The following is a 12,672-nucleotide window of genomic DNA, read 5'->3' as shown; positions in this document are numbered from 1 at the left end:
TTGTCCAGAGGTTAGAGGTCAGATCCGGCACGCCGCGTACAGCCGGGCCAGCCACGGCCTCGAATAGATTTCCAGCCTGAGCCTGAGCCAGCTCCACCCCGCGTCGCGCACCTTGAAGCGATGCACGGCTTTGGGCGCGGCGGGCGGGTTGGCTCCCATGCGTGTGGTGAAGAAGACGGAAAACCCGGCTTCCCGCCCCTCTTCCAGCGCCACCTCGGAACCGCTTCCCCACGGCCAGCACAGCGAGCGCACAGGATGCCCCAGCTCCCGGCGGAGCGTTTCCGCGCAGGTGCCCAGCTCTTCGCGTATGCGGCTGCGGCGGGCCGCTTCGCTTTCCAGCGAACCCAGCCGATCCGGGGAAAATCCCGCCACAAGCGTTTCCAGTGCGGCTACGTTTTCCGCCGATTGGAAGAACGCACGGGCCGTTGCCGGTTCCTGCGGCACGAGGCGCCGCACGGCGGCGACCAGATCGGGGGAAGGGATAAAAGCCCGGCTGTACAGGAAGGGGCGTTCCTTGAAGCGGGGCAGGCCCCAGACTTCAGGGAAATCGACCGCGTTGAACGTGTTCGTCCGCGTTCCGGGGACGTGGAAGCGCTGTCCGGCGGCTTCCAGTGAGGAGGCGGGCTTCCGGTGCCTGTCGTGGCGGTTCACCGGGCCCCATTCCGGGCCGGCGAAGACGGCGAGGTGGCGGGCGGAATGTGCGGCTACGGCCATGACGCCGCTGGACTCCATGTGCCGGGCCTCTTCCCAAGAAAAGAACAAGTCGCGGCGTACCTGATAGCCGAAAGGGGTGTCGAGCATGGGCGCATCCACAGGGGGGAGGCTGGACGGGGGCAAACCGTCCCAGACGTCGGCAAGGGTCGGACAGCGTTTTTTTTTAGCCTCCATCCGGTCGGTGACGGCAAAGACGACGCCTTTGTGCCCGTATTTCCGCAGGATGGGCCATGCGTAGACGTAGTTGTCCAGATACCCGTCGTCAAAGGTGATCAGCAGGGAGCGCGGCGGCAGGGGCGCGCCTTCCAGCAGAAAGGCCTCCGCCTCATCAAGGCCGATCCCGCGCCAGCCGTGTTCGGCCATGCCCCGGCACTGGTCTTCAAAATGTTCCGGGCTGACGGCGATGGCCCCCGGAAAACGGCTGACGTAATGGTACATGAGTACAGGAAGGCTGTATGCGCTCATGGGGCATCCTTGAATGTTTGGAGGAAACTTGAAGAACCGTTTCCGCTTGCAGGGGAAGGGGCCGCCCCGCGCTTCCCCTTTCTGGGGGGGATGATGCGGAAAGCGTATGCCGGGAGGTGCCTTCAATACCCGTGCGTACCGCTTTTTTATGATGAAGCGCGCAAGGTTTCAACCATGCCCTGATACGGAAAGGCTCTGGTATGGCATGTGGGGGGCATCTCCACGGTGCGGTGAAAAGGCAGCCTTTTTCTCCAGCTTTCCCATCGGCGGAATCCATAGTTGATGCATTGTATTGGTTATTCCTTTGGAATTTCAAGGAAAAAGCGCCAGCCATTTTTATGGCACAGCTATGGAAAAGGGGCGGCCCCTTTCCCGGAACCGCCCCTGAAAGGCGAAAGCTAGAGGCTGCCGCTGGTTTTGCGCTGTTTGGTTCCCGTATTGGACGCCCATTGGTGTTCGGGGGAGAGGAACTGCATCGGGTTGATCGGCTTGTCGTGGAGCCGCACTTCAAAGTGCAGGTGTGGGGCCGTAACCCTCCCAGTCCTGCCGAGGTTGCCGATGTATTGGCCTTGTTTGACTTTTTGCCCTTCCCGGACGCCGAGCTTGTCCAAGTGCGCATAGCGCAGGATAACGCCTTTCCCGGCGTCGATGTCGATGGTCAGGCCATAGGAGCCCTTGCGCCCGCTGTACACGATGGTGCCGGGCGCGGAAGCGACGACTTTTTCCCCGCGTTTTCCGGCGATGTCCACGCCCGCATGCATGAGGCGCCTGCGTTTGATGGGATGTTTGCGGGGGCCGAAGGACGAGGTGACCCGGATGGTTTCCTTGACGGGCCGGATGAGCGAAAGGGCCGGGTAGAGCGAGGGTTCCTTGAGCATTTCCGGCGTGGCTTCGATGTCGCCGTCGTCGAATTCCTCATCAGGGATGGGAGTGAAGCGGGCGTTGGAACCGTTTGGGCTGACGCTGGTGGTCTGGAATTCACGGCGGGCCGTGTAGGAAAGCGTTTCACGCGCCGGGGGGCGGTATTCATGCAGATTGGTCAGTGAGTCATGGTAGCGGACGATGGAATACTGGTGGTGCCGCAAGCCGGACTGCTGTGGGGCGCAGGCTGTGAGGAGAAGGAGGCAAAGGGCGGAGGAGAAAAGAATAAGCCTTTTTGCCGCGCCGGAAGGCAAAGATGAAGGTTTGAGCGTCATGAAAGGTTCCTTAATTTACGAGGCCGCATCCATAGGGAAGTGGGGGAAACTCGCCCCGGCCGTGATGTCATTGCGGAAAGAAGGAGGGACAGTAGCATCCCGGACAAAAGCTGTCGAGCCGATGGATTTTTTTGCGGGCAGCTCGGCCAATCGGCCATAAAAAGAAGCTGTTACGCCATGATAGCGCCTAAGCGAGCCCTTTTTTGTCTATCCGGTTTAAAAAACTGTACATATTTATCGTCGTATGATTTTTCAATGATCATGGAGGATAAGAACGGCCTGTCGGAAGCCGTGCGCTGAAAAAATTTTTTTTGGGAAAAACTTGTTATCGTCAATAGGAACTTTTCCAGCAGGAGTGGGGCGTTTTATGGAATCCTCTATCGTGGCAAAAGATTGGTGCCCGTTTGATGCAATTCAATGTAGCTATTGAGGGAAATTTTTGGCTGTGTTTAAGTTTGTGGTTGATACAAGATTCCAACTGGAAAGGAAGAGTTCTTTGGAAATGATTTGGAGGTCTCGCAACAATTCTCCAAAACTGGATTTCATGTAATGAACAAAAAATGAGAGAGGCCCACATCACCAGACGTGGAACGAGCTTTTATCTATTGATTTTCATTGAAAAATCATCAACCGTAAAATTGAACACAGCCAAAAAATTGAACACAGTCAAATTTTTCCGTTGTTGGGAGCGCCAACAGCTTCCCTTCGGAAAAAGCCAATAGGCCAATTGGTGGGAACGTATCTCAATCAGGTATGGCAGGCCAAGAGGAAAGGCTCAGAGTACATGGCTGTTTTCTTTCAGCAATATATTGAAAATATATATTTTCTCTGCTTTTTCCTCTGGTGGGCTCCGCGGTTGGGGGATTTTATTGGTTATTTCTTTGGAGTTTCAAGGAATAAAGCATCAACCGTTTTCTATGACGCAGCCATAGGAAAACGTCCGCATCCCCCGTGCCTGCCAAGGGGGACGGCGTTTTCCCAACAGACACGGTGAAGGATGCAGGAAAGCACGCCCCCATGCGGTGGGGCTGGTTTTCCCGGTATGCGTAATGAAGCTGGTTCTGCCGATGGTGCCGAAGCGCAGGGGTTCCGGTATGCGCGGCGAAGGATCAAAAGAGGAGAGGGGTTAGGCCGGAACTTGGCGAAAGGGCGGAACTATGGCAGAGTAGGGGGAAGAAACCCAAGAACCAAGAGGTGCTATGCGTACAATATCCTTCACTTTCGCCTCTTTTTGCCGTATCGCCGCCCTTGCCGTTTTGTCTTTTTCCCTAGCGGGCTGCGGGCTGATGGATTACGGCGGAGGGGGGGCCGGCACGCGGGGGACAAAGACGTACACGGTGCGGGGAAAAACCTACAGGCCCTACCTGTCGGCGGACGGGTATAGGGAAGATGGCATCGCTTCATGGTACGGCAGGGATTTCCACGGAAAAACCACGGCCAACGGCGAACGCTACAATATGTATGCGATGACCGCCGCGCACAAGCTGTTGCCGCTCGGTACCAAAGTGCGGGTTACGCATCTGAAGAACGGCAAATCCATCGTGGTGCGCGTCAACGACCGGGGGCCTTTCGTCGGGGATCGGATCATCGATCTTTCGTATGCGGGCGCCAAGGCATTGGGCATGATCGGCACGGGTACGGCGCGCGTCCGCGTGGAGGCGGTCGAAGCCTTCGGGGGGGCGTCCCCCGGCGATATGAACGGGAATTTCTACATCCAGATCGCCGCGTTGAGCAATCATGCCTCGGCTCAAAATCTTGTGCGGAACCTGCAAAACCGGAACCTCGGCGGGCGGACGTTCTACGCGCCTTCCCTGGGGCTCTGGCGTGTGCAGGCCGGGCCGTTCAGCTCGCTGAACCGCGCCGAGGATCTTTCGGATGAACTGGACAGGCAGTACCCCGGCAACTTTGTGGTTGCGGATTAAAAACGGAAAGGAAGGGGGGCGGAACGGTTCCCCCTTTCGCCGCGTTTTTCCGAGCGTTCCCTTCCGGCCTAGGCTGTGTCGTTAATTGGATATAATCTGTTGAAATTATTTAGCTGTTTTTAAGTTATAAAAATAATAATTTCAAATAATTATATGTAACATGACGACACGGCCTAGGGGATGCCCCCAGCTTGGCCCATCCGAGGAAACACTTACGGCGCATCCCTCAGTGCTCAGGGGATGCGGGTGGTGATGGTCGAATGCGCAGCCGCGGTCATGGCATCCCTTTCGGGCTTAGGATATGCGGGGCTCACGCCGCCCTATAAAAGGCTCGGCTGGGCCAGCCGGTTTTGGCGCGCAAGCCCTATGCCCTGAATGTTCCTCATGGCGGAAGGGGGCGGGGCGGAAACATTCGCCTTTTTGATGGCTTTCTAAAAAAACATTTTAAGTTCATATGGTTGAATGCAAATTCCTTTGAAAGCGTGAATGCCTCGCGGGGCGGAAGCCGTTGACAACGGCGTTTGTCTGCTGTATGCTTTTTTCCACGTAAAGGGGAGTAGCTGGGTTCTTGAGACCCGGGTAACGTCAACAGCATGGCTTTCAGCCTGGCGTTACCATCAAGCTTCGACTTGATGAGTGAGACCTTCACGGCAAATGTTGCCGGAGGGTCTTTTTGTTTTCTCCGGCGACCAAACGCAACAAGGAGTAAAACATGATGTCCGCTCTTCTTCCCGTCCTGAGGGCGCGCGCCTGCGGAGGTTCCGATGGTCGTTGAACATTCCGTGACGGAAGTCGTCCTTTTCTGTGTCCTCATCATCGTCTGCCTGTGGTGCGACCTGCACGCGCATCAGGCGGACAAGCCCGTTTCCGCGCGTAACGCCGCCATCTGGAGCTGTATCTGGGTGGGCCTCGCGCTCGTCTTCGCGGGGTACATCGGCTACAGCTTCGGTTCCGAACAGGTGCAGCTCTTCCTGACCGGGTATCTGCTGGAAAAGTCGCTTTCAGTGGACAACCTGTTCGTCATCATGGCTATTTTCAGTTCGTTCGCGGTGAAGGACGCATTCCAGCACCGGGTTCTGTACTACGGCGTCCTCGGTGCGCTGGTTCTGCGCCTAATCTTCGTGGCGGCGGGCAGTTCCTTGGTGGCGATGTTCGGCCCCTACGCGCTGGCGAGCTTCGGCATCTTCGTGCTCTGGACGGCTTGGAAGATGTGGCAGTCCATGCACAGCGGCGAGAAGGAAGAAATCGTCGACTACTCCGAGCACTGGGCCGTCCGGTACACCAAGCGCTTCATCCCGGTGCACAACCAGCTCAGCGGCCACGATTTCTTCGTGAAGGCCCCCGATGCTTCCGGCAAGCTGATCTGGAAGGCCACGCCGCTGTTCCTGTGCCTGTTTGTGGTGGAAGTGTCCGACGTGATGTTCGCGTTCGACTCGGTTCCGGCCATCATCGCCGTCACGCACGATCCTTTCCTTGTCTATACCAGCAACGTGTTCGCCATCCTCGGCCTGCGCTCCATGTATTTCCTGCTTGCCGCCGGAAAGCGTTACCTGCGCCATCTGGAAAAGTCCGTGGTGATCATCCTTGCTTACATCGGCGTGAAGATGCTCTTGGACGTGGTGGGCATCGTGCATATTTCCCCGCTGATCAGCCTCGGCGTGGTCATCGGGCTGCTGACTATAGGCATCCTTGCCTCGCTGCTGCCGGAAAAGCCCGCCAAGTAATTTCTCATGGATGGGTAGCGGCCGGCCGGGGTATGCTCCTTTACGTGGGCATACTCCGGTCCCCTTTGGGGACATTGCATTTTGTGTGGAAAAGCGTATCCCTGTTTCCATTCCATAGTGCCGGAGGCACAGCCTTTCGGTGATTTTTCCAAGGTTGACGCGGGGAAGGACGATACGCTCGGAGCCGTTTCCCGGAGGTGGGAGCCTTGGTTTTCAATAAGGAGCGTTGGACGCATGAATCGTACAAGAACCCTGCTTATCATTGGGGTTTTTATGCTTTCTCTCGCCGTGCTCGCGGCGTTGGAATTCCGTGTTCAGGATGAACCCCCGAGCGAAGGCCAGATGGTGACGGGCTCCCTTTCCAAGGATATGCCCTCGCTTCCCAAACTGCCTTCTTTGGGCGGTTCGGAAAACAGGGGCGGAATTCTGGTTCCCCTCGACAACGGGACGCTGCGCGGCAGTACGGCCCCGCTTGATATGTCCGCGATCCCGCCCGATGAGGAAACGCCTCCGGCCGGCAAGGATACGCCTGAAACGGCGGCTCCCGCAGCCGATCCCGCTCCCGCGGCGGAAACGCCCGCACCCGTTCCGATGGGTGAAATTGCGCCTGCGGATACGTTTATGGAAAAGCCGGAACAGCCCGCAACCGAGGAAAAGGCTCCCCAACAGGAGAAGAAGGCTGAGAAGGCCGTGGCGGAAGCGCCCGCCGGGAAGCCGCAGCCGAAGGCTTCCGAACCGAAACGGGAAAAAGGGCAGCCGGGCGTGGTGGTGCTGACCACCAAGGCCCCCGCGAAGCTGGCGGCGGGGCAGACCGCGATCACAGCGACCCGGCTTGAACTGGGCAAGAGTGTGGTTTTCCGCATGAGCGGCGCGGCCCCGATCAAGACCAAGACGCTCCTCCTCAAGGAGCCCAACCGCTATGTCGTGGATCTTCAGGGCAACTGGGGCATCGAGCTCCCGCGTGTGCCCAAGGATCTCTGGATTTCGGGCATCCGCATGGGGCACCATGAAGAGAGCACCCGCCTTGTATTTGAGTTGACCCGCGCCCCGGTGTCGGCCAAGGTCGTCAAAATCAACAACACGACCGTGGAAGTCCGCATTCAGTAACTTGCCGGATTCCAGAATACGTGGAAAGCCCTCCGCCGGACTTGCGGGGGGCTTTTTCGTTGCCCACATACCGTCGATAACGCGGCCTGTGGAAGATAAGGCCGAATGTTCTGGAAGGAGGGCCTCACTCAGCAACAAATTTTTGTGCCCTAACCAGCGTGAAAACACAGGAGAAACGGGTGCCTCCCGTCAAAAAAATCAGGAAAAAAATAAAAAGTCGTTGACAGGAGTCGCGTAGAGGTGCATAACCCGTTCTCGCCGCTGCGGGACAAAGCGTCCCGTTGAGCCGGGCAGGGCCGGGAGGCCGGGCACGGCGGGGCAAAAAGTTTTTTGAAAAAACGGAAAAAAGTTGTTGACAGCGAGAAGGGGTCGGGATAAGTTCCTGCTTCTGCGCCGGGGAGAAATCCTCAGGGCGCGCCTCGAAAAAAACTTCGGGGTTTGAAAAAAAAAGTTGTTGACAAGCTGGACCGGGCGGGGTAAGTTCCCGTTTCGCCGCTGACGGAAACTGACGCGGCTGAGGCAACGGCCTCCGGTTCTTTGACAAGTGAAGAGCGAGTTGGGAAAAGATACTTTGAGTTTTAGCTCATAGAGATATGAGCAAGCTAGTTGTTTTCAATCAACTGGAGAGTTTGATTCTGGCTCAGATTGAACGCTGGCGGCGTGCTTAACACATGCAAGTCGAACGTGAAAGTCCTTCGGGATGAGTAAAGTGGCGCACGGGTGAGTAACGCGTGGATAATCTACCCTTAAGATGGGGATAACGGCTGGAAACGGTCGCTAATACCGAATACGCTCCCGATTTTATCGTTGGGGGGAAAGATGGCCTCTGCTTGCAAGCTATCGCTTAAGGATGAGTCCGCGTCCCATTAGCTAGTTGGCGGGGTAACGGCCCACCAAGGCGACGATGGGTAGCCGGTCTGAGAGGATGACCGGCCACACTGGAACTGGAACACGGTCCAGACTCCTACGGGAGGCAGCAGTGGGGAATATTGCGCAATGGGCGAAAGCCTGACGCAGCGACGCCGCGTGAGGGATGAAGGTTCTCGGATCGTAAACCTCTGTCAGGGGGGAAGAAACCCCCTCGTGTGAATAATGCGAGGGCTTGACGGTACCCCCAAAGGAAGCACCGGCTAACTCCGTGCCAGCAGCCGCGGTAATACGGAGGGTGCAAGCGTTAATCGGAATCACTGGGCGTAAAGCGCACGTAGGCGGCCCGGTAAGTCAGGGGTGAAATCCCACAGCCCAACTGTGGAACTGCCCTTGATACTGTCGGGCTTGAGTACCGGAGAGGGTGGCGGAATTCCAGGTGTAGGAGTGAAATCCGTAGATATCTGGAGGAACACCGGTGGCGAAGGCGGCCACCTGGACGGTAACTGACGCTGAGGTGCGAAAGCGTGGGTAGCAAACAGGATTAGATACCCTGGTAGTCCACGCCGTAAACGATGGGTGCTGGGTGCTGGGATGTATGTCTCGGTGCCGTAGCCAACGCGATAAGCACCCCGCCTGGGGAGTACGGTCGCAAGGCTGAAACTCAAAGAAATTGACGGGGGCCCGCACAAGCGGTGGAGTATGTGGTTTAATTCGATGCAACGCGAAGAACCTTACCCAGGCTTGACATCTAGGGAACCCTTCGGAAATGAAGGGGTGCCCTTCGGGGAGCCCTAAGACAGGTGCTGCATGGCTGTCGTCAGCTCGTGCCGTGAGGTGTTGGGTTAAGTCCCGCAACGAGCGCAACCCCTATCTTCAGTTGCCATCAGGTAAAGCTGGGCACTCTGGAGAGACCGCCCCGGTCAACGGGGAGGAAGGTGGGGACGACGTCAAGTCATCATGGCCCTTACGCCTGGGGCTACACACGTACTACAATGGCGCGCACAAAGGGCAGCGAGACCGTGAGGTGGAGCCAATCCCAAAAAACGCGTCCCAGTCCGGATTGGAGTCTGCAACTCGACTCCATGAAGTCGGAATCGCTAGTAATTCGAGATCAGCATGCTCGGGTGAATGCGTTCCCGGGCCTTGTACACACCGCCCGTCACACCACGAAAGTCGGTTTTACCCGAAGCCGGTGGGCCAACTCGCAAGAGGAGCAGCCGTCTACGGTAGGGCCGATGATTGGGGTGAAGTCGTAACAAGGTAGCCGTAGGGGAACCTGCGGCTGGATCACCTCCTTTATAGGAAAAATTCCCAACTCGCTCTTCACTTGCAAGGAACAAGGGCTTGATGCCATGCTCTTTGAGAAGTTAACGTCAGGGGCCTGTAGCTCAGGTGGCTAGAGCGCACGCCTGATAAGCGTGAGGTCGAAAGTTCAAGTCTTTCCAGGCCCACCACTTATCGGGGGTATAGCTCAGCTGGGAGAGCATCTGCTTTGCACGCAGAGGGTCGACGGTTCGATTCCGCCTACCTCCACCACAAGCTTGCTGACGTACAGTCCATGATTGGTCATTGGCGCGAAGGGTTCGCGGCAGTCATCCAGGCATGGCCTGGCCGCACCGGCCGGAAACACCGGCGGTTGCTGCTCATTTACAATTGAATAGGGGAATGGGAAGGGAATAGTAAAGTTCTTGAGAAATAAGATATCAAGGGCAACAGGTGAATGCCTTGGCGCTGAGAGGCGATGAAAGACGCGGTAAGCTGCGATAAGCATCGGGGAGGAGCTAAACATCCTATGATCCGGTGATTTCTGAATGGGGAAACCCGATGGGAGTCATGTCCCATCATCCTGGACTGAATACATAGGTTCAGAGAAGCCAACCCGGGGAAGTGAAACATCTCAGTACCCGGAGGAAGAGAAATCAAACGAGACTCCCAAAGTAGCGGCGAGCGAAATGGGAAGAGCCCAAACCGGATGGTTTCGACCATTCGGGGTTGTAGGGCCGGCATACGTGATTCCGGAGTAGGCAGGGGAAGCGAGCTGGAAAGCTCCGCCATAGCGGGTGACAGCCCCGTACACGAAACCGAAAAGGACGCAGCCGGTACCTGAGTACTGCGAGGCACGTGGAACCTCGTGGGAATCTAGGGGGACCATCCTCTAAGGCTAAGTACTCCTCAGCGACCGATAGTGAACTAGTACCGTGAGGGAAAGGTGAAAAGAACCCCTGTTAGGGGAGTGAAATAGAATCTGAAACCTGTTGCCTACAAGCTGCGAGAGCTGCTTTTTGCAGTGATCGCGTGCCTTTTGTATAATGAGTCAGCGAGTTACTCTACCGTGCGAGGTTAAGCGAAAGCGTAGCCGCAGTGAAAGCGAGGCTTAATAGGCCGATGAGTACGTTGGAGTAGACCCGAAACCGGGTGATCTATCCATGAGCAGGTTGAAGCAAGGGTAAAGCCTTGTGGAGGACCGAACCGTCAACGGCTGAAAACGTTCCGGATGACTTGTGGATAGGGGTGAAAGGTCAATCAAACCCGGTGATAGCTGGTTCTCCCCGAAATATATTGAGGTATAGCCTCGGGAATTGATTAGCGGAGGTAAAGCACTGACAGAGCTAGGGGTCCTACCAGATTACCAAACTCTATCAAACTCAGAATGCCGCTTAATTGTATCCCGGGAGTCAGACGGCGGGTGCGAAGGTTCGTCGTCAAAAGGGAAACAGCCCAGACCAACAGCTAAGGTCTCCAAATCCATGCTCAGTGGTGAAGGTAGTGGAACCGTTCAGACAGCCAGGACGTTGGCTTAGAAGCAGCCATCGTTTAAAGAAAGCGTAATAGCTCACTGGTCTAATGGCTCTGCGCCGAAAATGTAACGGGGCTAAGCATGGTACCGAAGCTTTGGCAATCTCCTTTGGAGGTTGGGTAGGGGAGCGTTCGCTACGGGCTGAAGGTGTGCCGGAAGGCATGCTGGACTGTAGTGAAGTGATTATGCTGACATGAGTAACGATAAAATATGTGAAAAACATATTCGCCGAAAACCCGAGGTTTCCTGGGTAAAGGTAATCTTCCCAGGGTTAGTCGGATCCTAAGGTGAGGGTGAAAGCCGTAACTGATGGAAAACAGGTTAATATTCCTGTACTTGTTGCGTAGCGCGATGGAGGGACGCAGGAAGATAGGCGGGCCGGGTGTTGGATATCCCGGTGCAAGCGTGTAGGAATATCCGGTAGGCAAATCCGCCGGACGAATCTGAGACGCGAGTCCGTGGGCGCAAGCCCTGAAGCCGTTGAGTCTATGCTGCCTAGAAAAGCTCCTAAGTATATCCGCAGCAATCCGTACCGCAAACCAACTCAGGTGGGTGGGATGAACAATCCAAGGCGCTCGAGAGAACTCTGGCCAAGGAACTCGGCAAAATAACCCCGTAACTTCGGAAGAAGGGGTGCTCTCTAGGGTGACATGTTTAACATATGAAGCCCCGGAGAGCCGCAGTGAATTGGTGGTGGCGACTGTTTACTAAAAACATAGGTCTGTGCGAAGTCCTAAAGACGACGTATACGGACTGACGCCTGCCCGGTGCTGGAAGGTTAAAAGGAGGAGTCAGCGCAAGCAAAGCTCCGAATTGAAGCCCCAGTAAACGGCGGCCGTAACTATAACGGTCCTAAGGTAGCGAAATTCCTTGTCGGGTAAGTTCCGACCTGCACGAATGGCGTAACGATCTCCACACTGTCTCGGCCAGAGACTCGGTGAAATTGCAGTCGCGGTGAAAATTCCGTGTACCCGCAGAAAGACGGAAAGACCCTGTGCACCTTTACTATAGCTTGACATTGGATTTTGGGCCTGCATGTGTAGGATAGGTGGGAGGCTGTGAACCCTGTACGCCAGTATGGGGGGAGCCATCGTTGAAATACCACCCTTGCATGTTTAAGATCCTAACTTCTTCCGGTCATCCCGGAGAAAGACAGTGTCTGGCGGGTAGTTTGACTGGGGCGGTCGCCTCCTAAAGTGTAACGGAGGCATGCAAAGGTTCCCTCAGCCTGATCGGAAACCAGGCGCTGAGTGCAAACGCATAAGGGAGCTTGACTGTAAGAGAGACATCTCGAACAGGAACGAAAGTTGGCGTTAGTGATCCGGTGGTCCCGAATGGAAGGGCCATCGCTCATTGGATAAAAGGTACGCCGGGGATAACAGGCTGATCGCATCCAAGAGTTCACATCGACGATGCGGTTTGGCACCTCGATGTCGGCTCATCACATCCTGGGGCTGAAGCAGGTCCCAAGGGTACGGCTGTTCGCCGTTTAAAGTGGTACGCGAGCTGGGTTTAAAACGTCGTGAGACAGTTTGGTCCCTATCTTCTGTGGGCGAAGGAGAATTGAGAGGGCCTGTCCCTAGTACGAGAGGACCGGGATGGACGCACCCCTGGTGATCCTGTTGTCGCGCCAGCGGCACAGCAGGGTAGCTATGTGCGGAAGGGATAACCGCTGAAAGCATCTAAGCGGGAAGCCTGCCTCAAGATAAGTTCTCCCCTCGAAAGAGCTGAAGGGCCCGGGTAGACTACCCGGTCGATAGGCTGGAGGTGTAAGCGCGGCGACGCGCTCAGCTGACCAGTACTAATAGCCCGAGCGGCTTATTTATCAAAAACTTTCCCCTTCCCAACCCCTATCAATTCATATTACATAGAGATTT

5 protein-coding genes, 2 tRNA genes and 2 rRNA genes are annotated in these 12,672 nt (G+C 56.1%); 7 read left to right on the top strand and 2 right to left on the bottom strand.

What is annotated here, in order from left to right; genetic code table 11:
* Positions 1 to 18: 18 nt before the first annotated feature.
* The gene (locus AC6I1V_RS05905) at positions 19 to 1,179 is read right to left on the bottom strand and encodes a polysaccharide deacetylase family protein (RefSeq protein WP_486853825.1); all 1,161 of its coding nucleotides are present in this window, start codon (positions 1,177 to 1,179) and stop codon (positions 19 to 21) included.
* A 398-nt stretch (positions 1,180 to 1,577) separates the two neighbouring features.
* Positions 1,578 to 2,375: a M23 family metallopeptidase gene (locus AC6I1V_RS05900; protein ID WP_486853826.1), complete on the bottom strand. Its 798-nt coding sequence runs from the start codon at positions 2,373 to 2,375 to the stop codon at positions 1,578 to 1,580.
* Between the two features lie 1,199 nt (positions 2,376 to 3,574).
* On the opposite strand from AC6I1V_RS05900, the gene AC6I1V_RS05895 reads away from it, so the two are divergent.
* The 7 genes from AC6I1V_RS05895 (at position 3,575) to AC6I1V_RS05865 (ending at position 12,621) form a co-directional block, all read left to right on the top strand.
* Entirely contained in the window at positions 3,575 to 4,297 is a 723-nt protein-coding gene (locus AC6I1V_RS05895; RefSeq protein WP_486853827.1) for a septal ring lytic transglycosylase RlpA family protein, read from the top strand.
* Positions 4,298 to 5,061: 764 nt separating this feature from the next.
* Positions 5,062 to 6,021, top strand: a complete 960-nt coding sequence (locus AC6I1V_RS05890; protein ID WP_302553565.1) for a TerC family protein — start codon at positions 5,062 to 5,064, stop codon at positions 6,019 to 6,021.
* Positions 6,022 to 6,255: 234 nt separating this feature from the next.
* The gene (locus tag AC6I1V_RS05885) at positions 6,256 to 7,128 is read left to right on the top strand and encodes an AMIN domain-containing protein (RefSeq protein WP_497736930.1); all 873 of its coding nucleotides are present in this window, start codon (positions 6,256 to 6,258) and stop codon (positions 7,126 to 7,128) included.
* A 617-nt stretch (positions 7,129 to 7,745) separates the two neighbouring features.
* Positions 7,746 to 9,296: ribosomal RNA gene (locus tag AC6I1V_RS05880) — 16S ribosomal RNA — on the top strand.
* A gap of 79 nt (positions 9,297 to 9,375) precedes the next feature.
* Positions 9,376 to 9,452, top strand: a tRNA-Ile gene (locus tag AC6I1V_RS05875).
* A 6-nt stretch (positions 9,453 to 9,458) separates the two neighbouring features.
* Positions 9,459 to 9,534 (top strand) — tRNA-Ala (locus AC6I1V_RS05870).
* Between the two features lie 157 nt (positions 9,535 to 9,691).
* Positions 9,692 to 12,621: ribosomal RNA gene (locus AC6I1V_RS05865) — 23S ribosomal RNA — on the top strand.
* The 16S and 23S rRNA genes sit together here with 2 tRNA genes alongside, the layout of an rRNA operon.
* Positions 12,622 to 12,672 lie beyond the last annotated feature (51 nt).

This window comes from Bilophila sp. T19-St14 (assembly GCF_059728385.1).
Note: the sequence above shows the minus strand (reverse complement) of the source record. Positions and strands in the feature narration are given on the sequence as shown.